Annotated in this window: 20 protein-coding genes; 6 read left to right on the top strand and 14 right to left on the bottom strand. The window is 61.4% G+C overall.

The window, feature by feature from the left end; translation table 11 throughout:
* Positions 1-56 precede the first annotated feature (56 nt).
* The 4 genes from kdsA to NKI50_RS28075 all read right to left on the bottom strand — a co-directional run bounded on the left by kdsA (position 57) and on the right by NKI50_RS28075 (position 2,618).
* Positions 57-908: a 3-deoxy-8-phosphooctulonate synthase gene (gene kdsA / locus NKI50_RS28090; RefSeq protein WP_031193559.1), complete on the bottom strand. Its 852-nt coding sequence runs from the start codon at positions 906-908 to the stop codon at positions 57-59.
* Positions 905-1,789 carry a VOC family protein gene (locus NKI50_RS28085; RefSeq protein ID WP_023717557.1) on the bottom strand — a complete coding sequence of 295 codons (885 nt, stop codon included), beginning with the start codon at positions 1,787-1,789 and terminating at the stop codon, positions 905-907. Before NKI50_RS28085 ends, kdsA begins: the two co-directional genes overlap by 4 nt.
* Before the next feature lie 304 nt (positions 1,790-2,093).
* Positions 2,094-2,381 carry a Dabb family protein gene (locus tag NKI50_RS28080; RefSeq protein WP_023717556.1) on the bottom strand — a complete coding sequence of 96 codons (288 nt, stop codon included), beginning with the start codon at positions 2,379-2,381 and terminating at the stop codon, positions 2,094-2,096.
* Positions 2,382-2,483: 102 nt separating this feature from the next.
* Entirely contained in the window at positions 2,484-2,618 is a 135-nt protein-coding gene (locus NKI50_RS28075; protein ID WP_023675095.1) for a hypothetical protein, read from the bottom strand.
* 186 nt (positions 2,619-2,804) lie between these two features.
* On the opposite strand from NKI50_RS28075, the gene NKI50_RS28070 reads away from it, so the two are divergent.
* Positions 2,805-3,794 carry a glycerophosphodiester phosphodiesterase family protein gene (locus NKI50_RS28070; RefSeq protein WP_352641869.1) on the top strand — a complete coding sequence of 330 codons (990 nt, stop codon included), beginning with the start codon at positions 2,805-2,807 and terminating at the stop codon, positions 3,792-3,794.
* A gap of 87 nt (positions 3,795-3,881) precedes the next feature.
* On the opposite strand, the gene NKI50_RS28065 is transcribed toward NKI50_RS28070, so the two are convergent.
* Together NKI50_RS28065 and NKI50_RS28060 are read right to left on the bottom strand one after the other, a co-directional pair.
* Positions 3,882-5,861, bottom strand: a complete 1,980-nt coding sequence (locus NKI50_RS28065; protein WP_352641871.1) for a bifunctional 2',3'-cyclic-nucleotide 2'-phosphodiesterase/3'-nucleotidase — start codon at positions 5,859-5,861, stop codon at positions 3,882-3,884.
* Between the two features lie 130 nt (positions 5,862-5,991).
* Entirely contained in the window at positions 5,992-7,257 is a 1,266-nt protein-coding gene (locus NKI50_RS28060) for an NAD(P)/FAD-dependent oxidoreductase (RefSeq protein WP_352496508.1), read from the bottom strand.
* Between the two features lie 180 nt (positions 7,258-7,437).
* On the opposite strand from NKI50_RS28060, the gene NKI50_RS28055 reads away from it, so the two are divergent.
* The gene (locus NKI50_RS28055; RefSeq protein WP_352641873.1) at positions 7,438-8,094 is read left to right on the top strand and encodes a 5-formyltetrahydrofolate cyclo-ligase; all 657 of its coding nucleotides are present in this window, start codon (positions 7,438-7,440) and stop codon (positions 8,092-8,094) included.
* Positions 8,095-8,124: 30 nt separating this feature from the next.
* On the opposite strand, the gene NKI50_RS28050 is transcribed toward NKI50_RS28055, so the two are convergent.
* On the bottom strand, positions 8,125-8,598 hold the full coding sequence (locus NKI50_RS28050; protein ID WP_023675099.1) for an Lrp/AsnC family transcriptional regulator: 474 nt from the start codon (positions 8,596-8,598) through the stop codon (positions 8,125-8,127).
* Between the two features lie 158 nt (positions 8,599-8,756).
* On the opposite strand from NKI50_RS28050, the gene ald reads away from it, so the two are divergent.
* Complete coding sequence (gene ald / locus NKI50_RS28045) at positions 8,757-9,872, top strand: alanine dehydrogenase (RefSeq protein WP_352641875.1); 1,116 nt, start codon at positions 8,757-8,759, stop codon at positions 9,870-9,872.
* A 199-nt stretch (positions 9,873-10,071) separates the two neighbouring features.
* A complete protein-coding gene (locus NKI50_RS28040) occupies positions 10,072-11,373 on the top strand; it encodes an outer membrane protein (RefSeq protein ID WP_352641877.1) in 1,302 nt (433 codons plus the stop codon).
* 204 nt (positions 11,374-11,577) lie between these two features.
* On the opposite strand, the gene NKI50_RS28035 is transcribed toward NKI50_RS28040, so the two are convergent.
* From NKI50_RS28035 to NKI50_RS28005, 7 genes are all read right to left on the bottom strand, one after another.
* Complete coding sequence (locus NKI50_RS28035) at positions 11,578-12,045, bottom strand: DUF1203 domain-containing protein (protein WP_352641879.1); 468 nt, start codon at positions 12,043-12,045, stop codon at positions 11,578-11,580.
* 76 nt (positions 12,046-12,121) lie between these two features.
* Positions 12,122-12,928 carry a 4-hydroxy-tetrahydrodipicolinate reductase gene (dapB, locus tag NKI50_RS28030; RefSeq protein ID WP_023717549.1) on the bottom strand — a complete coding sequence of 269 codons (807 nt, stop codon included), beginning with the start codon at positions 12,926-12,928 and terminating at the stop codon, positions 12,122-12,124.
* A 116-nt stretch (positions 12,929-13,044) separates the two neighbouring features.
* Positions 13,045-13,437, bottom strand: coding sequence for an OmpA family protein (locus tag NKI50_RS28025; protein WP_352641881.1), 393 nt, complete (start codon positions 13,435-13,437; stop codon positions 13,045-13,047).
* 86 nt (positions 13,438-13,523) lie between these two features.
* The gene (locus NKI50_RS28020) at positions 13,524-14,087 is read right to left on the bottom strand and encodes a GNAT family N-acetyltransferase (RefSeq protein ID WP_023717547.1); all 564 of its coding nucleotides are present in this window, start codon (positions 14,085-14,087) and stop codon (positions 13,524-13,526) included.
* Complete coding sequence (sseA, locus tag NKI50_RS28015) at positions 14,087-14,944, bottom strand: 3-mercaptopyruvate sulfurtransferase (protein ID WP_023717546.1); 858 nt, start codon at positions 14,942-14,944, stop codon at positions 14,087-14,089. The genes NKI50_RS28020 and sseA overlap by 1 nt, the downstream gene beginning before the upstream one ends.
* Before the next feature lie 35 nt (positions 14,945-14,979).
* Positions 14,980-15,723: an alanyl-tRNA editing protein gene (locus NKI50_RS28010; protein WP_352496515.1), complete on the bottom strand. Its 744-nt coding sequence runs from the start codon at positions 15,721-15,723 to the stop codon at positions 14,980-14,982.
* Complete coding sequence (locus NKI50_RS28005) at positions 15,723-16,757, bottom strand: cysteine synthase A (protein ID WP_023717544.1); 1,035 nt, start codon at positions 16,755-16,757, stop codon at positions 15,723-15,725. The genes NKI50_RS28010 and NKI50_RS28005 overlap by 1 nt, the downstream gene beginning before the upstream one ends.
* 215 nt (positions 16,758-16,972) lie before the next feature.
* On the opposite strand from NKI50_RS28005, the gene NKI50_RS28000 reads away from it, so the two are divergent.
* Positions 16,973-17,794, top strand: coding sequence for an SDR family oxidoreductase (locus NKI50_RS28000; protein ID WP_352482520.1), 822 nt, complete (start codon positions 16,973-16,975; stop codon positions 17,792-17,794).
* 8 nt (positions 17,795-17,802) lie between these two features.
* Positions 17,803-18,777, top strand: coding sequence for an alpha/beta hydrolase (locus NKI50_RS27995; RefSeq protein ID WP_352641884.1), 975 nt, complete (start codon positions 17,803-17,805; stop codon positions 18,775-18,777).
* Positions 18,778-18,924: the final 147 nt, after the last annotated feature.

Here is an 18,924-nt window from a genome sequence, read left to right as displayed (position 1 = left end):
AGGTTCGAAATTCTTCAAAGTTTTCTTGGCGACGCTGCTGTGGCGCAACTGCTGGTTCAACCCACGCTCTTGGCGATGCGATCGAACGCCATCAGCCGTTCAAGCAATGCGGGAAGATCCTTTAGCGGCACCATGTTGGGGCCGTCGGAAGGCGCGTTGTCGGGGTCCTGGTGCGTCTCGATGAAGACGCCGGCGACGCCAACCGCGACAGCCGCGCGCGCCAGCGTCTCGACAAAGCGCCGGTCGCCCCCAGACGAACCGCCCTGCCCGCCCGGCTGCTGCACCGAATGAGTGGCATCGAAAATGACCGGCGCGCCGATCTCGGCCATGATCGGCAGCGCCCTCATGTCGGACACCAAGGTGTTGTAACCAAAGGATGCGCCGCGCTCGGTCACCAAGACATTGGCGTTGCCGGAGCCGGTGATCTTGGCGACGACGTTCTTCATGTCCCATGGCGCGAGGAATTGGCCCTTCTTTACATTGACCACCTTGCCGGTTCTTGCCGCAGCAATCAGCAAATCGGTCTGCCGGCTGAGGAAGGCAGGAATCTGCAGAATGTCGACATGCGGCGCGACGATCGCGCATTGTTCCTCAGTGTGGACGTCGGTCAGGATCGGCAGCGAAAAATTCTTGCGCAAATCGTCGAAGATCGGCATTGCCGCTTCAAGTCCCGCACCGCGCGTGCCGCCAAGCGAGGTGCGATTGGCCTTGTCGTAGCTGGTCTTGTAGACGAGCCCGATGCCGAGCCGTTCGGTCAATTCCTTCAGCGCACCGGCCATGTCGAAAGCGTGCTGCCGCGATTCCAGCTGGCATGGACCGGCGATCAGCGATAGGGGCGCGCTGTTGCCGAAAATGACCTTTCCGATCGCAACGGAAGAATTTGGCATCAGAGGATTGAGCTTGTTCATGCGATCTCCCGGAAAATGAAGGCCGCGCCCTGCCCTGGCGCCGGCGACACGATGATATCACCGCCGCGTATGTCGTGTTCGACGGAATTGGCTGCAAGCAGCTTTGCGACGGTGTCGCAGTGCCTAATCGAAAAGACGATCCCAGCAAAGCGGAGTTCAGACGGCGCCCCGGCGGGAATGCCGAAGCGTGCCGCAAAGGCTGCAGGATCCAGAACGGTCACAGCGGCATTCGGCAGCTTATAGACAGTGCCGCTCTGCGCCTCCATCCCGGCTGCGATCGAAATCACATGGCCTTGTTCGGAAGGTTCGCGGCTGACTGCCACGACTTCGACAATGCCGGTTGCGCCATTAGCGTGGGCCTGCAAAGCGGTGCGGTCGACCTTCGGCGCATTGATCCGTTCGCAGGCGAAGAGAAAAGCGTCCGTTGCCTTGCCTAGAGCCGCGAAGGCAAGCTTGAATGATGCGGTGTCGCTCTTTCCTGTCGCATCAGCGAAGGCGCGCGAAAAGCTGAGCATGTCTCCCGCCGACAGTCCGGCTTCGATGAAGCGCGCGTGGTCCGCGGCGGCGCTTTCGGTGCCCAGCACCACGGCAGAAAATCCTTCATCACCGTTTCTTTCGCGGTAGGTGTGATCCCGCGCGACAAAGACATTGCGGTTCGCGATCGCCGTTGCCACGGCCTGTCGGTCGGCGACCGCGAGCGGCTCGAGATAGGTACCGTCGGTGAGGAAGACACAACAGTTTTCCGTTCCGAAGGGATGGATACCCGTCGGCGCAACGGTAAAGCCGAGCAAGGTCAAGCGCGCCCGCGCAACATCGAGGCTCGCGGTCGGCAACACCAGGTGATCGAGCGGATGAGGGCTTGCGGGGGTGTTCTCGGTCATGTCCCGCGCGGTGTGCCTCATTCCTGAAAATGGTTCAAGGGCTTAGCCGGCACCTCGGCGGCGATCGCAGTGCCCGGCCGCGAGGAGCCGACTTGCCGCCGTCAAAAATCATCCTAGCTCATTGCCAGGGGAAGAGACCTTTTCATTGCCCTGGCCGTTATTGCGATAGCAGTTATCGCCGTGCTGATCTGGAACGCGCCAAAGCGGCCGGGCGTCGATCCGACCGAGACCTCCGCGGCTCAGACGGAATGAATCGGGCTGCGGCGCGGCCCCGCTCCGCGACGTGAAATCTGCCTTAGGGCGGTCAACTTGCCACTATATCGGCCGAATAACGCAATTCGCGCAGCGGTTTTACCCGGCTGGTGGTCTCTGCATAGAGCGGATGCGCCTTGTAGGCGGCGAGCGCTGCCTCGTCTTCGAACTCGGCGTAGACGACCACATCGATTTCATCCGAGAGCGGGTCGACCTTGGTGTTGAGCGTCACCTCGAAACGGCGCGAGTGGGGTATCTTGCCGAGCGCCAGCAGACCCGTACGCACTGCCTCGACGTCCACTTTACGACGCGCGCTGAAGAAAACGATATGCCGGATCAACCCAGCCTCCTCGACCGTTGGACCGGCGTTCTTTTGTGTCAGCGGGAGCGTGCCGTCAATCGGCAGGATGTCGCGTCGGCGAACCGTGGCGAAGAAGAGAAACTACACCATACTGGTTACATAGTGCACGACGCGGGTCACCTCCCTGATGGTCCTGTCGAGGTAGCGGCCTTGGTTGTAAATGCCGTCCCAGATCAGGAAGAAGGTGACGGTCGTGATGATGATGACATAACGCATGGCTAAAACTAGCGCATATGGGTGGTTGCAACCATAGTGATTCCGGCCCTGCTGGGACCCTCCCCGAATTTTAACGGTCTTTGGCCTGTCTGCTGCGATGCTTGCTGGCCAAACTGGCGCTACCGCTGCAGGCGGCTTGGAAAGATAACCCCGCTCGGCTTCGACGACCGCTTCAGGAATCATACCATGCGAAAACGGACGATCTCCCTCATTGCAGTTCTTGTCGCTGCAGGCGGCATCTGGCTCAACAACACTTCGCTGCTGTCGAGCCGGCCGGCCGTCACCCCTTCGGTGCTTGCCCATCGCGGCCTGGCTCAGGATTTCGACCGTACGAACCTCGGATCGGAAACATGCACGGCCGATCGCATGCTGACGCCGCGCCATTCCTTCCTCGAAAACACGATACCCTCGATGGAAGCCGCCTTCGCGCTCGGTGCGGACGCGCTCGAACTCGATGTCCATCCCACTACGGACGGCAAGTTCGCCGTCTTCCACGATTGGACGCTGGATTGTCGCACCAACGGCAAGGGAGAAACGCGCCGCCATGCGATGTCCGAATTGAAGACGCTCGATATCGGTTATGGCTACACTGCCGATGGCGGCAAGACCTTTCCGTTTCGCGGCAAGGGTGTCGGCATCATGCCGTCGCTGGATGAAGTCTTGCAGCGCTTCCCGAACCGGCGTTTCAATATCAACATCAAAAGCAACGATCCCAAGGAAGGCGAGATGCTGGCCGCCTGGCTCGCCATATTGACGCCGGCCGAGCGCGCCAATCTGACGGTCTATGGCGGCGACAGGCCTATAGAAGCAGTGAAGGCAGCGTTGCCGGACATGCATACGCTGAGCCGCGCATCCCTGACGCGCTGCATTCTTCGCTATGCTGCGCTCGGCTGGAGTGGCTACGTTCCGGATGCCTGCCGCCAGGGCACCTTGCTCATCCCCGTCAATGTCGCAAAGTGGATGTGGGGCTGGCCCGCCCGTTTTCTCGACCGTATGGACAGCGTCGGCAGCCGCGTCTACCTGCTCGGTCCCTATTCCGGCGGCGGCTTTTCACAAGGCCTCGACGACCCCGCCTCGATCGACCAACTGCCGGACGATTATTCCGGTGGGATTTCGACGGATGCGCTGGATCTTGTCATGCCTGCCGTCAAGCGGCGTTTCGCACCACCTGCCTGAAGAGGCTGCCTGCCTCAAACGGATCGGCCGTATCGGGACAGTATCTTAACGCTGAGACAGTTTCGAGCCGACGCTCAAATCCTCGCCTCAAAGAGTGATGCGGTACTTGGAAAACCCCGCTTCGCCCTCGCCCGCCGGCTCGATCTTCAGCGACTTCACTTGCGCAATAAACTCTCTCGCCTTGGCGCCGGTCTGGAACACGACGCTGGTTTCCGGCAGCGGCACAAACGACCAGTTGGCATCCGCCGACGGGTTGATGGTGCCTTTGCTGACGATATAGCGCACGATCACGTCGCGGTTGGTGTCGGGCGCTTCGTAGATGATCTTCGAGGCATTGATCTCCGGGAAATTGCCGCCGCCGCCGGCCCGGTAGTTGTTGGTTGCGACGACGAATTTCCGCATGGGATCAATTGGTTTGCCGTCGAACATCAAGTCAATGATGCGGTTCGAGCCGGCGTTCACCAGCCCGCCCTTCGAATCATATTTCGGTGGCTGCGACAGGTCGATCCGGTAGGTGACGCCGTCGATCACGTCGAAATTATAAGACGGGAAGTCGGTGTTGATGAGCGCCTGGTCAGCTTTGCCCGGCTCGATCCGGTTGAAGATGCCGGCCGACATTTCCAGCCATTCCTTCACCTCTGCCCCCGTGATTTCGACGGCGCGCACCGTGTTTGGATAGAGATAGAGGTCGGCGACGTTCTTTATGGCGATATCGCCTACCGGCACGTCGGTGTAATAGTCGGCGCCGTTGCGCCCGCCCGCCTTGAACGGTGCCGCCGCCGACAGCAGCGGCATATCCTTCCATTCGGTGTTCTTCAGGATGTCCTTCAAGTACCAGGTCTGCGCCTGGCTCACGATCTGCACCGATGGATCGTCGGCGACCAGCGCAAAATAGGAATAAAGCGGCGCCGAGGTTTTGCCGACCGGCCGACGCACATAGGCAAGCGTCGCCTCGTGGTCCTGTTTGAGCGCGTCGACGATGCGCTGGTCGTCAGCGACGGTCGGCTTGTTCGTCTTGTCGGCCCGCTCAAAGATAGGCCTGGCCTCAGAGGTCGCCGAGACGATTTTCCATGTCGATCCGTCGCGCTCCAGCAACAGATCGATCAGCCCCATATGCGAGCCCCAGAAGCCGGCCATGACGGCGGGCTTGCCTTGCAACGTGCCTTTCGCCGTATCGACGGCCTCCAGCGACTGAAAGTCCTTCTTACCAGGGAAGACCAGATGCTGGTGGCCCGTGAACACCGCATCGATACCTTCGACGCCGGCAACGAAGAAGGAGGCATTCTCCATCATGTCGCCTTGCTTCACGTCGATGCCAGAATGGGAGAGCGCAATGATGATGTCGGCGCCTTCTTCCTTCATCTGCGGCACCCACGCCTTGGCCGCCTCGACGATGTCGCGCGTCTTGACGCTGCCCTCGAGATTTTTCAGATCCCAGACCATGATCTGCGGCGGCACGAAGCCGATGATGCCGATCCTGATCGGCTGCTCGGCGCCCGACCCGTCTTTGATCTTCCTGTCGAGGATGACGTAAGGTTTGAGATAAAGCTTGTCTTCGCGCGGGTTCGCGGCAAGCTCCGTGCCGCGGATCAAATTCGCGCAGACGAACGGGAAATTGGCTCCGGCCAGCACCTTGTCCATGAACGACAGGCCGTAATTGAATTCGTGATTGCCGAGCGTCGAGCATTCGTAGCCGAGCAGGTTCATGCCCTTCATGACCGGATGCAGATCGCCGTCCTTCATGCCCCTCTCGTAGGCGAAGTAGTCGCCCATCGGGTTGCCTTGCAGAATGTCGCCATTATCGATCAGCATCGCGTTGGTTGCTTCCTTGCGCACGGCTTCAATCAATGATGCCGTTCGCGACAGCCCCATCGTGTCGTTAGGTTTGTCGGCGTAGTAATCGTAAGGAAGCACGTTCACGTGGATGTCGGTCGTCTCCATAATCCTCAGATGCGCCTGATTGGCTTGAGCCCGGGCGGAGAACGGGTGCAGCATGATCAGCGCTCCGCCGGTGGCGACGCCGGCGAGGAAATCGCGGCGTGAGACGAGGTGGCGCAATTGGGACATTCGTTTCTCTTTCTTCCACGACGTGACAAGTCCTGCCCGAAGCAAAGCTTCGCGCCGAAATCCAGCCGAGTCCAGAAGTCGATTCCATCAAGAGGAGGTGACGCGCTGATGAACGTCCGGCAGCGAACAATCAGCCCTTGTCGTCGTCGCCCTGGGTGATCAGCCGAGCGCTGCGCTGACCGGTGAAGTAGATCCATAGCCAGCTCAGGGAAACCGCAAGCCGGTTACGGAAGCCGATCAGGAAGTAGATATGCGCCAAGCCCCACAGCCACCAGGCAAGCCGGCCGGTGAGCTTGATCCAGCCGAAATCGATGGCCGCGGCGCGCTTGCCGATCGTCGCCAAATCGCCGTCATGCCTGTAGCGGAACGGACGTACCGTTGTTTCGCCGGCGAGCCTGGCCTTGATCGTCGCGGCGACGTGCCGTCCCTGCTGCTTGGCGGCGGGCGCGACGCCCGGCACCAGCCGGCCATCCGGCCGCAGGACGTGTGCTGCGTCACCGATGACGAAAATCTCCGGGTTTCCCGGCACAGTGAGGTCGGGCTCGACAAGCACCCTGCCCGCGCGGTCCGCTGCCGTGCCGAGCCATTCGGCGGCCGGCGAAGCGGCGACGCCCGCCGCCCAAAGAATTGTCCTGGCCGGCAAATGCCTGTCGCCGAAGACGACACCCTCAGCATCGCAGCGTGTAACCGCCCGGCCGAGTTCGACGGTCACGCCGAGTCGTTCGAGCGCCTTCATTGCATAAACGGAGAGCTCCGGCGCGAAATTGGCAAGAACGCGGTCGCCGGCCTCAATCAGCACCACACGCGTCTCGCGCGTGTCGATGTTGCGGAACTCGCCGCGCAGCGTGTCATGCGCCAGTTCGGCAATCGTGCCGGCCAATTCCACGCCGGTCGGCCCGCCGCCGACGATCGCCAGCGTCAGCAGTGCCTGGCGCTTGGCGGGATCGGTTTCCCGCTCGGCCTGCTCGAAAGCCAAAAGAATACGCCGTCGGATGGTGGTGGCGTCCTCCAGCGTCTTCAGGCCCGGCGCGAACGGCTCCCATTCGTCATGGCCGAAATAGGCGTGCCGCGCACCGGTGGCCAACAGCAACGTGTCGTAGGCGACCGCTCCGCCATCCTGCAGCAGCACGCGCTTGCCGGTGCGGTCGATGCCAGTCACGGTCGCAAGCAGCGTCGTCACGTCCTTGCGTTTGCGCAGGAGATGGCGGATCGGCCAGGCGACTTCGGAGGTTGCCAGCGCCGTCGTCGCCACTTGGTAGAGTAGCGGCTGAAAGAGGTGATGATTGCGCCTATCGATCATGGTGATGCGCACCGGCGCGCCAGTAAGTGCGCGGGTGAATTCGAGGCCGCCGAATCCGGCGCCTACGACGACGACGTGATGGTTGGCTGTGTTCATCTCACTCATCCCTCTCGCCAAGGCTGATGTAAGTATCCTTGTGCAGTGCAGCAATGCCTGCGCTGCACCTGCCTGGGACTCGTCGCCTGATGTCGTGAATACGCATGCTGCAGACTCATTCCCGGATATAGCCTACGTCCCAGATATGGCTTGGTCGGAACAGTATATTGCAGGTGAATCATGGCTAAGGATGAAGATGAAGGCTCGGGGCAGTACGCCTCGCCGCCTTGTTTTATGCACGAGCTCGATCCGGAGTTCCAAGCGCCGCTGTCCGAATGGACCGATGTCAGGCGCTGGCGCAAGGCCGAGCGCGAGCGGTTGATCGCATCCCGCCTTGCCGTTTCCGCCGACATGCGCACAGCCATGTCGCAGCGCATTGCCGATGGTCTCGATGCGGTGATCGGCGACATCGCCGGGCGCATGGTCAGCCTCTACTGGCCGTTTCGCGGCGAGCCGGACCTGCGCTCGTGGATGGAAACCGTTAACGCGCGGGGTGGCCGCACGGCGCTGCCCGTTGTTGTGGAGAAAGACCGGCCGCTGGTCTTTCGCGCCTATACCCACGGAGACCGGCTGGAGAAGGGCGTCTGGAATATCCCGATACCTGCCGAGGGTGATCCGGTGCTGCCCGACATCGTCATTTCGCCGATCGTCGGCATCGATCCCGGACAGTTTCGCCTGGGCTATGGCGGCGGCTTCTTCGATCGCACGCTTGCCGCGATGCCGTTCAAGCCGCTGGTCATCGGCGTCGGCTACGAGTTGCAGCGCATCGTGACCATCTACCCGCAGCCGCACGATATTCCGATGGACCGTGTGGTGACCGAGTCATTCAACGTTTAGGCGAGTTTGGGGCCTAGGCGAGTTCGGGGCCTAGGCTAGCTCAGGCTTCATTCCAACGGCCGTGCGATCGACGATTTCGCGCAAGGCAAAGGACGAATTGATCTTCGTCACATGCGGCATTGCCGAAAGCCACTCCTTGTGGATGCGTTCGTAGTCGACGAGATCCTTCGCCGCGATGCGCAAGATGTAATCATACTCGCCCGACATCAGATGGCAGGACAGGACGTTCGGGCAGCGCTTTATCGCCGCTTCGAAATCCGACAACGTTTTCTCGAACTGCCCGGACAGCGATATATGCACGATCGCCGTCATCTGGTGCCCAAGTGCGGCGTTGGACAGCCGGGCGTGATAGCCGCGGATGGTTCCGGATTTCTCCAGATTGTCCAGCCGCCGCGAACAGGCCGACTGCGACAGGCCGACCTTTTCGGCGAGCGCTGCATTGGGTATCCGCCCATCCTTCTGCAATGTCTCGAGAATGGCGATATCAATCCTGTCGAGCGGCATTTTTGCGGGTTCCTGCGATAATTCTACTGTTTCGCGCAACGATTATCGAACAGTAGTCTCTTCGGCAAGCGCATTCGCAAACACTTCCCGAACGATTCGTGGTTCACTATCTCTAGACAGGGAACAGGCCCTAAAAGGGCCGGATCAGGAGAAAAAAGATGCGCGTCGGTTGCCCCCGGGAAATCAAGAACCATGAATACCGCGTCGGCCTGACACCGGGCTCGGTCCGCGAATATGTCGCGCATGGCCATGAAGTGCTGATCGAGACCGGCGCCGGCGCCGGCATCGGAGCCGACGACAACGCGTACCGCGCCGCCGGCGCCACGATCGCCAAGACGGCGGCCGACGTGTTTGCCAAGTCGGACATGATCGTGAAGGTCAAGGAGCCGCAGCCCAACGAATGGGTTCAGCTCCGCGACGGCCAGATCCTCTACACCTATCTGCATCTCGCCCCGGATCCGGAGCAGACCAAGGGCCTGCTGGCCTCCGGCGTCACCGCAATAGCTTACGAGACCGTCACCGACGAGCGCGGCGGCCTGCCGCTCTTGGCACCGATGTCGGAAGTTGCCGGCCGCCTGTCGATCCAGGCGGGGGCCACGGCGCTGCAAAAGGCCAATGGCGGCCGCGGTGTGCTGCTTGGCGGCGTGCCCGGCGTGCTGCCCGGCAAGGTCACTGTGCTCGGTGGCGGCGTCGTCGGCCTGCATGCTGCACGGATGGCTGCCGGGCTTGGCGCCGACGTCACCATCATCGACCGCTCGATCCCGCGCCTGCGTCAGCTCGACGATATCTTTGGAGGCCGCGTCCACACCCGCTACTCGACCGTCGAGGCGCTGGAGGAAGAATGTTTTTCGGCTGACATCGTCGTCGGCGCCGTGCTGATCCCGGGGGCAGCCGCGCCCAAGCTGGTGACGCGCGAAATGCTCTCGGGCATGAAGAAAGGCGCCGTGCTGGTCGACGTCGCCATCGACCAGGGCGGCTGCTTCGAGACCTCGCACGCCACCACCCATGCCGAGCCGACCTATGAGGTCGACGGCGTCATCCACTATTGCGTCGCCAACATGCCGGGTGCGGTGCCGGTCACATCGGCCCACGCGCTCAACAATGCGACGCTGCACTATGGCCTGCAACTCGCCGACAAGGGCCTCAAGGCGCTGGTAGACGACCACCATCTGCGCAACGGGCTGAACGTCCACAAGGGCAAGATCACGAATCGCGCAGTGGCCGAAGCACTCGGTTACGAGCTGGTCGAATCAAAGGCCGTTCTCGCGGCCTGATTTCCAACCGTTTTTTCCGGATGAGTCGCCGATGCCGTCGGCGGCTTGCTTGTTCACAGGCAATTTTCACGGTCTACAGCGGATTTTTCCCGCATCTGGTGCCCGTTTGATGCAATGTGCTCTTTCTGTGGCTTTTTTGTTACAGCCGCCCTAATGACCCGATGCTAAGAAGATGCTGGGTTTATTAGGGGTAGGGCAAATGATCAGCAGAAAATCCGCTAAATCTCTTCTTCTTGGCGCAGTTTCCATTCTGGCGCTTGGGTCGGTTGCTCACGCCGCCGACGTGGTCGAACCGGTGGTTGAGACGGCGGGTTTTAACTGGAGTGGACTCTACGTCGGCTTTGGCGTTGGCGCCGGGGCGAACGTCCACGAGTTGAGCAGCGATTTCATTCCTGGGGTGTCGTTCAACGGCATTGGTGGCGAAGGCGTGTACGGTGAACTCACCGTTGGGTACGACTATATGGTGGCGCCGCGCTTCCTGATCGGAGGACTTCTAGACGCTCATGCCGGCAACATCGAAACCTCGCTCGACGTTGCTGGATTCGATGCGTCGGTCAAAGAAACCTATGGTTTCGACGCTGGCTTGCGGGCAGGCTACCTCTTCACGCCAAACACTTTGGGTTACGTGCTTGGTGGCTATTCCTGGCAGAAATACAAATTCGACACGAACGCAGGCTTTGATTTCGACTGGGACCAGAACGGCTATTTCGTCGGAGCCGGCGTTGAGACGGCCATTAACAGCAACTGGACCATCAAAACCGAATATCGTTATACCCAATTCAGCACCAACGATGATCTCCTCTCCGAGTTCGGCGCACCAGATGGCGCACTCAACCTCGACACATCGCGGCATACGTTCCAGGTTGCCGCCAACTATCGCTTTGGCGCCCAGAATGGCGGCGTTGCGTCTTTTGAAGCGCCTGCCTACAACTGGACCGGCTTCTATATCGGTGGTGCGGGCGGCGCGGGTGCGTCGGTGCATCAGATCAATGTGCCGCCGCTTGGCGACCTGGAATTCAACGGTATCGGCGGCGAAGGCGTATTTGGCGAATTGAACGCGGGCTACGACCATGATTTCGGCAGCTGGGTTGTGGGAGTCATGGTGGATGCTCGCTACTCCGGCATGACTACGGAGCTGGAAGTGCCCGGCGGATCCATCAATCTGGACACAGACTATGGCTTCGATGTGCTGGGCCGGGTCGGTTTGAAAGTCAACGAATCGACCCTCGCCTATGTGCTTGGCGGCTACAGCTGGCAGCATTTCGATCTGAACGCATCTTCACCCATCGGCGACATCATCGATTGGGGCTCTAGCGGCTTCTCGGTCGGTGGTGGTTTGGAAGCGGCCGTGACCAACAACGTAACTGTCGGTCTCGAATATCGCTATTCGCAGTTTGCCGAGAAGGATATTCTGGAGGAGTTTGGAGGGCCGGGCGATGTCCTCACCACCACTCCTTCTTTCCATACCGTCCGCATCGGTGCGAAGTATAAATTCAACTAAGGCCCTCCAGGCAAATCGTTCGAGCCCGCCGGTTAATCCCGGCGGGTTTTTTCTTTGCGGACGATGCAGGCACAAAAAAGCGGAGCCAAAGCCCCGCTTCCTCGGTTGTCGAGAATTCCCGCCGGTTCATCCGCGGTCGGCAAATCGATCGACAGTCGCTTTCTGCGGGAGTACGACAGCCTCAAGCCGGTGCAGCCGATCCGATTACACGCGGTCGATCCGACACTGATAGCAATTGTTGCGTGCAGAGCGGATGTGGACGTAAGCAATGTCGTCGCGCTCGAACAACGTCTCCGCCCGTGCCGCGATGGCATCGGTCGGAATGACGCCGCCGCTGCCATAGACGATGCGGTCGTCCTTGCCGTAGCCGCGCACGATGTAATCGCTGCTTTCGAGTATATCGGGAAGCGTTTCCCCCTCGGCGGCGCGTTCGCATTCTTCCGCATGCAGAAAGATCGGCCCGGTTTCGGCATAAGGCTGCAGCTCAGGAAAAGGCCGATAGGCCAGAACAAGATAGGCTTCTCCCACAGCAACATTCTTCAGGCAGTGGCGGCAAGGCACGTCGTCGCCGTCCGAAATCTGCCGCTCTGGCTTCAGGTCATAAGCATCAGGTCCGCCGCGCTGAAGCGCGCGAACCGCATCGGTTGGCAAGGCTTTGAATTTTAGCGTCATGGCTAAATCTCCGGTGTCGTTGACCGGAAATTATGCTCGCAAGACAGAGCTTCCCACCCGATTCCTGCCAAATGAATCAGTCCATCAACGCGTCGAGACCACGCACCAGGCCTTTGATCTGCTGTACCCGCCTGATGGCGAGCAGCGTGCCCGCCACGTAAGGCGCCGCGGACGAGCCGGCATCGTGGCGGATGGTCAGCCGCTCGTCTGGCAGGCCGAACAACGCCTCGCAGGACAGGATGTAGGACGGCAGGCGAAGCGCGTGCACTTGCACCCCCTCGCCCGCGCCGACCGCAGCACCGCGTGTAGCCGGCACGCCGGAGACCTCGGAGACCGGCTTTGCCGTCGAAGCCTTGCGGATGTCGGCCAGCGCTTCAGCAAGTTCCCGCGCGGTACCGGAGGGCGCGTCGGGCTTCTTTGCACTGGCATAATCGATGACCTCGACATCCGGCACGTATTTTGCCGCCATAAGTGCAAACCGCTTCATCAGCGTAGCGGTGATGGAAAAGTTGCCGGCGGCAACGACGCCGACGCCGTGGGCGCGCGCCGCGGCGTCGATGTCGGCATAGTCGGCAGCACCCAGTCCCGATGTGCCGATCACAGCGTGCCGTCCCTTGTCGATGGCGAGCAGCACATGGTCTTTCACGACATGTGGCTTGGTGAAGTCGACCAGTACGTCCGACGGCGCCTCCAGCGCCTCGGCCAGCGAGGCCGAAACGGAGATACCATTAGCCGGCATGCCAACCAGCAGGCCGGAATCCTGCCCCGCGCCGCTACGTGACACAGCCCCGGCCAGCGCCATGTCACCTTGCGCCCCGATCGCCGGAACCAGCGCCTTGCCGACCCAACCGGTCGCGCCGGCCATTACCACGCGAATTGCCATCGTGCGATCCTCCATCACCATCGGTTTTTAGACGACAGCGATATGGAAAGAGCCCGGCTCATTCAAGTCGGGCTCGCCTTTGAATATTGATCCAGACCCTGAACGGCTAGATCATTTTAACGGATGAAGTCGTCGAAGCGGCGCAGCGTCACCCGGCGATTTCGCCAGTTCTCATTCTGCGTCTGCACGAGCAGGAACTCCTCGCCGTAGCCGACGGTTTCGAGCGCATAGCCCGGCACACCGAATTCACGCAGCAAGGTGCGCTTCAGCGAGGCGGCACGTTGTTCGGACAAAATCTGATTCGACTGGAAGGAGCCCACAGCATCGGTATGGCCTTCGATCAGCACGCGGGCACCCGGATCGCGCCGCAGAATGCGCTGAAGTGCATCGGCGATGTTTTCGATCTTGGCGTATTGCGCGGCCGAAGGCGTGGTCGCCTGGGCAACGGCAAGGGTCGGCATGGCGAGTGCCGCAACCAGCACGGCGGCAAATGTGCGTCGGGTCAGCATGTCTTTTCTCCTTCGGCCCTCGGCCGCATTGTGATGCCGACAAGATGGCAAAGACTAGCTGAAGCTTGGATGAACGAGCCTGAAAATCAGGGCCGCATGACGCTGGCCGCGCGCTCGGCAAAAGGCATCGGATGTACGACCTCCTTTTTTTGCGCCACCGGCGTGAAGCCGAGTTTTTGATAAAGCGGCAAGGCTGCTGGGTGATCAAGGGTGCAGGTCTGCACCGTCACCCGCTTGGGTCCGTGCGCCCAGGCTGCGGCGATTGCCGCACCGAGGAACCAGCGGCCAATGCCTTGCCCGGTCGCGTGCTCCATCATGCCGAAATAAGCGAGTTCCACTTCCTCCGGCAGATGCGGCTTGAGGTCGAAGAAGCCGGCCGGCGCGCCGTCGAGATAAAGCACCCTGATGTCGCGGTCCTCGCGATGGATGCCCGCCGCAAGCTCCTCGTCATTCAGTCTCAGCACGTTGACCCAGTGCCATTTGCGGCCGACCCGATCCATCAAATAGCGGTAGAAATGCAGCGGAATGTCTTTGGTCTTGAGCAGCGCGATCTGGCGGTTGTACGGCAGCGGCGGCGAATAGGCAGGCGGCACATGCATTTCGAGAAATGTCACGGTGACGTCGATGTCTTCCAGCGCTCCGTTTTTCATCACCGTCGGTCCTTGCCCGTCACGACGGGCGTGTCGGAAAGCCCACCCCATTCCGTCCATGACCCGTCGTAAAGCCTGTTTTCGGCATGGCCAAGCGTCTCCAGGGCCAGCGTGATGGCTGCCGCGGTGACCCCCGAACCGCAGGAGGTGACGACCGGCTTCGACAGATCGATGCCGGCCTCCTCGATCACTTTGCGCAGCCTGTCCTTGGGCAGCAATTCGCCGTTTTCCGAAAGCGCCGAAAACGGCACGTTGTGCGCGCCCGGCATGTGGCCGGAGCGGATGCCGGGGCGCGGCTCCGGCTCGGTGCCGGCAAAACGGCCAGGCGAGCGTGCGTCGGCGATCTGGCTCTCCCCCGTCTCGACGATCCGGCGCATGTCGGCAAGGCTGGCGACGCGGGCGGCATCGAAGTTGGCATAAAACACGCAAGGCGCGATCTTCGTCGGCTCCGCCGTCACCGGCCGTCCGGCGGCTTTCCAACGATCGAAACCGCCGTCGAGTATATAGACCTGGAACACGCCCATAACGCGAAACAACCACCAGGCGCGCGGTGCAGAAAAGAACCCTGGCCCGTCATAGACAACAATCGTGTCGTCGGCCGAAATGCCCATCGCGCCGACATATTGGGCAAAATGCTGCGGCGACGGCAGCGTGTGAGGCAGAGCCGCGTCGGGGTCCGAAACCGCATCCTGGTCTAGGAAGCGGGCGCCTGGAATATGCGCTGCGTCATACTCGGCGCGCGCGTCGCGCTTTTGCGCCGGCAGATACCAGGACGCGTCGACGATCGTCAGCCCAGGCTCGCCGAGCCGCTTCTGCAACCAATCGGCATCGATGGTGAAAGGACTGTCGTCGGCCATCTTTTCTCTCCTGTCCCGCCTGTCCCAGTCCTATATCAGGCTGGCGGCATCGGGCCAAAGCGAATGCGGAAGCGCCGGTTCTCGCGGCCCTTCTTCTCGATCTTGCCGATATGGATCTCGCCGATTTCGCCGGTGCTCCTCACATGGGTACCGCCGCAAGGCTGGCTGTCGACCGAAGCATTCTCGCCGATGCAGACCAGCCTGATCTTTCCCGTGCCGGCCGGCGGCCGCACATTCTTGGATTTCACCAGGCTTGGATTGGATGCCAGCTCCTCGTCGGAGATCAGCCGGGTGAAGATCGGGTGGTCGGCCCGCACCAGTTCCATCAGCCTGGCCGTCACGTCTTCCTTGGTGAAGCCGGCATCCGGGATGTCGAAATCGATACGGCTGTCGTCCTCGGAAACCGCGGCACCGGTGATCGGGAACGGACAGACGACGGTAAGCAGATGGCAGGCCGAGTGCATCCGCATCAGCAGCTGCCGCCGCGGCCAGTCGATGGCGAGCCTCATCCGCTCGCCCAACCGTGGAACCGCCTGCTCCGGCGCCGGCACATGGATGATCTCGTCCTTGGTTTCGCCGGTGATCGTAGCGGCAATCGCAATGCCGGTGCCGTCGGTGCGTTCGAGGCTGCCAGTGTCGCCCGGCTGCCCGCCCGATGTGGCGTAAAACACGGTCCGGTCCAGAATGATGCCGCCGCGATCGTTGACTGCGACGACGGTGGCGTCGGCCGTCCCCAGATAGGCGTCGTCACGAAACAGCGCTTCGGTCTTGTGCGCCATCACGCGACCCTTTCGAACGGCACCGAAATCGTGCTCCGTTGCTCCATCCAGCCCGGCACCGGCAGCTTCTTTTCGCGCAGGAATTCAGGATTGAACAGCTTCGACTGATAGCGCGTGCCGTAGTCGCAAAGCATGGTCACGATGGTTTGGCCGGGGCCTAGCTCGCGCGCCAGGCGAATGGCGCCGGCAATGTTGATACCGGTCGAACCGCCAACGCAAAGTCCCTCCTCCTGGATCAGGTCGAATACGATCGGCAGTGCGTCCTCGTCGGGGATCTGGAAGGCAAAATCGGGTGTAAAGCCTTGGAGGTTGGCGGTGATCCGCCCCTGCCCGATGCCTTCGGTGATCGAACTGCCCTCGGATTTCAACTCGCCGCTGGTGTAGAAGGAATAGAGCGCAGCCCCCAGCGGATCGGCCAGTGCGATCTTGACCTGGCTGTTCTTGGCCTTCAGCCCGAAGCCAACGCCTGCCAGCGTGCCGCCGGAACCGACCGCCGACACGAAACCATCCACCTTGCCGCCGGTCTGGTTCCAGATTTCTTCGGCTGTGGTGCGGATATGGCCGTCGCGGTTGGCGACATTGTCGAACTGGTTGGCCCAGATCGCGCCGTTCGGCTCGGTCTTCGCCATTTGCTCGGCCAGCCGGCCCGACAGCTTCACGTAGTTGTTCGGGTTCTTGTAGGGCACGGCTGGCACTTCGATCAGCTCGGCGCCGAGCAGTTTGATCGTATCCTTCTTCTCCTGGCTCTGGGTATCGGGAATGACGATCACCGTGCGGTAGCCGAGCGCCTTGGCAACCAGTGTCAATCCGATGCCGGTATTTCCGGCCGTCCCTTCGACGATGACGCCGCCGGGCCGCAGCAGCCCGCGCTGTTCCGCATCGCGGATTATGAACAGGCCGGCGCGGTCCTTGACCGACTGCCCGGGATTCATGAATTCGGCCTTGCCCAGGATCTCGCAGCCGGTTGCTTCCGAGGCCTTGTTGAGGCGGATCAGGGGCGTGTTGCCGATCACGTCGATCACAGAACGGGGCATGGAGATTCCTTTGTGGGTGCGGCGAAACCCTAGAAACCCGACGCTTCGGTTTCAAGGCAAGAATTTGCCTGGTCCAGTCGCATTTCGCACACTGCAATTGCTGCAGCCAGGAGCGCCCGGCCGGCATTCATTTCAACCATGTACCGAAAAGCACTCTTTTCATTCGATTTCTTCACCGCTAGAGCACAGGCTAAGAAGAGCCGGCGGGGCGCAGCATGACACTCTATCGGGCCAATCCGAAGCATGGCGTCGCCTGGATTACGGGCGGCAGCAGCGGTATCGGCCGTTCGCTGGCCAAGGATCTTGCGGCTCAGGGCTATGTCGTCGCAGTAACTGCGCCCGATGACCATCCGATCGATACGCTCATCGTCGAAACGGCGCAGATGGCGGGCCGTGTCGTAGCCTTTCCCTGCGACGTGACCGACGAAAAACGCATGGCAAAGACGGTTGCAGCGATCGAGAAAGATCTCGGTCCGATCGTGTTGGCAGTGTTCAACGCGGGAAGCTATATCGCAACGCCGGGCGAGGATCTTGTCGCGCGCAATTTCCGTCGGTCTTTCGAAGTCAATTATTTCGGCATCATCAATGGCCTGCTGCCGGTCATCGAACGCATGCGCGTGCGCTCGCGCGGCCATGTCGTGCTGATCGGTTCGGTCACCGCCTATTTCGGCTGGCCCACCACCGCCGCCTATGGCGGCACCAAGGCGGCAGTCAATATCTTGGCCGAGTCGCTGAAATACGATTTCGACAAGATGAACGTCCGCATCCAGGTGATGAATCCAGGCTTTGTCGACACGCGGCTGACCGAGAAGAACTTCCTGCCGATGCCGGGCTTGATGCCGGTCAATCTGGCCTCGCGCCGCATCGCGCGAGGCATCGAATGCGGTGGCTTCGAAGTCACTTTCCCACGCCGCCTGAGCTGGACACTGAAGCTGCTCAGGATACTACCGAGGCCGTTCTGCCGATGGGTGATCAGCACCGTCACCCGCTGGAATGCGCGGCCGTTGAATTTCGACCGCAAGCCACCGGTCGAATAGGATCCGTGATGGGGCGACGGATCATGTTTGCGGTGCTGGGTCTTGTCCTCATCCTTGTCCTGGCCTTGGCGCTTGGTCCACGCGTCCTCGTCGAAACCACAATCCGTTTCGATCCCTCAGTAATCGGCGACGATCCGCAGGCCTATCTGGCGCGCCGGGAGGCGGCCGTGCCCGGCATCCGCGACGGGCTGGACAAGGAAATCATCTGGGCCGACCCGATGGTCCATGCCAAGACGCCATTCGCGATCGTTTACATCCACGGTTTTTCTGCGTCGAAGGGCGAGGTTCGTCCACTGCCCGATGAGGTGGCCGACCAGCTTGACGCCAATCTTTTCTACACGCGCCTGAGGGGACATGGACAGGATGGCGCCGCGATGACGCAAGGCAGCGTCGGTGCCTGGATCAACGACTACGAGGAAGCGCTCGCTATCGGCCGAGCGATCGGCGACAAGGTGATCGTCATAGCCACCTCGACCGGCGGCTCGCTGGCGGCGTGGGCCGCGACGCAGCCAAGCGCATCGAACAGCGTCGCGGCGATCGCATTCATCTCGCCGAATTTCGGCGTCAAGGCTTCCGGCGCCGAATTGCTGACCCTACCGTGGGGCAGACAGATCGTCGAGCTCGTCGCCGGCAAGGAGCGTAGCTTCGTGCCACGCAACGCGCTGCATGAAAGGTTCTGGACCTACCGCTACCCGATCGCCGCGACATTGCCGATGGCGGCGCTGACAGAGCTTGCCTACGGCGCGCCGGTGGAGAAGACGTCCATCCCTGCCCTGTTCATTTTTTCGGATTCGGACAAGGTGGTACGACCAGATCGCACCCGCGAAATCGCGGCTCGCTGGGGCGCCGCACATGAATTGGTGCCGGTCGACGATACCGGCGACCCCGACAACCACGTCATTGCGGGTGACGCGCTGTCGCCATCGACCACGGCTTTCCTGGCGCAGCGGATTGTCGTGTGGGTCGAGGCGGTGGTGAAGTAACCAAAGGCCTCAAAGCAAAAGGGGGGCCCGCGCCAGAATACGGGGCCCCCGTTAAAAAGGGGGTGGCCAAACCCACCATGGCCCCCCCCCACCCCGGGAGGCCCGGGGCTTTTTAACATCATGCGCGGCCGACCGACGTTAGGCGGT

It is taken from the genome of Mesorhizobium sp. M0563 (genome assembly GCF_040321065.1).
In the GTDB taxonomy this organism is placed as follows: domain Bacteria; phylum Pseudomonadota; class Alphaproteobacteria; order Rhizobiales; family Rhizobiaceae; genus Mesorhizobium.
This window is presented reverse-complemented; position numbering and strand designations above follow the sequence as displayed.

Excerpts from the sequence above, each read along its gene's own strand:
- kdsA (WP_031193559.1), bottom strand. The coding sequence starts at position 908 with ATGAACAAGCTCAATCCTCTGATGCCAAATTCTTCCGTTGCGATCGGA.
- NKI50_RS28085 (WP_023717557.1), bottom strand. The coding sequence starts at position 1,789 with ATGACCGAGAACACCCCCGCAAGCCCTCATCCGCTCGATCACCTGGTG.
- NKI50_RS28075 (WP_023675095.1), bottom strand. The coding sequence starts at position 2,618 with ATGCGTTATGTCATCATCATCACGACCGTCACCTTCTTCCTGATCTGG.
- NKI50_RS28070 (WP_352641869.1), top strand. The coding sequence starts at position 2,805 with ATGCGAAAACGGACGATCTCCCTCATTGCAGTTCTTGTCGCTGCAGGC.
- NKI50_RS28065 (WP_352641871.1), bottom strand. The coding sequence starts at position 5,861 with ATGTCCCAATTGCGCCACCTCGTCTCACGCCGCGATTTCCTCGCCGGC.
- NKI50_RS28060 (WP_352496508.1), bottom strand. The coding sequence starts at position 7,257 with ATGAACACAGCCAACCATCACGTCGTCGTCGTAGGCGCCGGATTCGGC.
- NKI50_RS28055 (WP_352641873.1), top strand. The coding sequence starts at position 7,438 with ATGGCTAAGGATGAAGATGAAGGCTCGGGGCAGTACGCCTCGCCGCCT.
- NKI50_RS28050 (WP_023675099.1), bottom strand. The coding sequence starts at position 8,598 with ATGCCGCTCGACAGGATTGATATCGCCATTCTCGAGACATTGCAGAAG.
- ald (WP_352641875.1), top strand. The coding sequence starts at position 8,757 with ATGCGCGTCGGTTGCCCCCGGGAAATCAAGAACCATGAATACCGCGTC.
- NKI50_RS28040 (WP_352641877.1), top strand. The coding sequence starts at position 10,072 with ATGATCAGCAGAAAATCCGCTAAATCTCTTCTTCTTGGCGCAGTTTCC.
- NKI50_RS28035 (WP_352641879.1), bottom strand. The coding sequence starts at position 12,045 with ATGACGCTAAAATTCAAAGCCTTGCCAACCGATGCGGTTCGCGCGCTT.
- dapB (WP_023717549.1), bottom strand. The coding sequence starts at position 12,928 with ATGGCAATTCGCGTGGTAATGGCCGGCGCGACCGGTTGGGTCGGCAAG.
- NKI50_RS28025 (WP_352641881.1), bottom strand. The coding sequence starts at position 13,437 with ATGCTGACCCGACGCACATTTGCCGCCGTGCTGGTTGCGGCACTCGCC.
- NKI50_RS28020 (WP_023717547.1), bottom strand. The coding sequence starts at position 14,087 with ATGAAAAACGGAGCGCTGGAAGACATCGACGTCACCGTGACATTTCTC.
- sseA (WP_023717546.1), bottom strand. The coding sequence starts at position 14,944 with ATGGCCGACGACAGTCCTTTCACCATCGATGCCGATTGGTTGCAGAAG.
- NKI50_RS28010 (WP_352496515.1), bottom strand. The coding sequence starts at position 15,723 with ATGGCGCACAAGACCGAAGCGCTGTTTCGTGACGACGCCTATCTGGGG.
- NKI50_RS28005 (WP_023717544.1), bottom strand. The coding sequence starts at position 16,757 with ATGCCCCGTTCTGTGATCGACGTGATCGGCAACACGCCCCTGATCCGC.
- NKI50_RS28000 (WP_352482520.1), top strand. The coding sequence starts at position 16,973 with ATGACACTCTATCGGGCCAATCCGAAGCATGGCGTCGCCTGGATTACG.
- NKI50_RS27995 (WP_352641884.1), top strand. The coding sequence starts at position 17,803 with ATGGGGCGACGGATCATGTTTGCGGTGCTGGGTCTTGTCCTCATCCTT.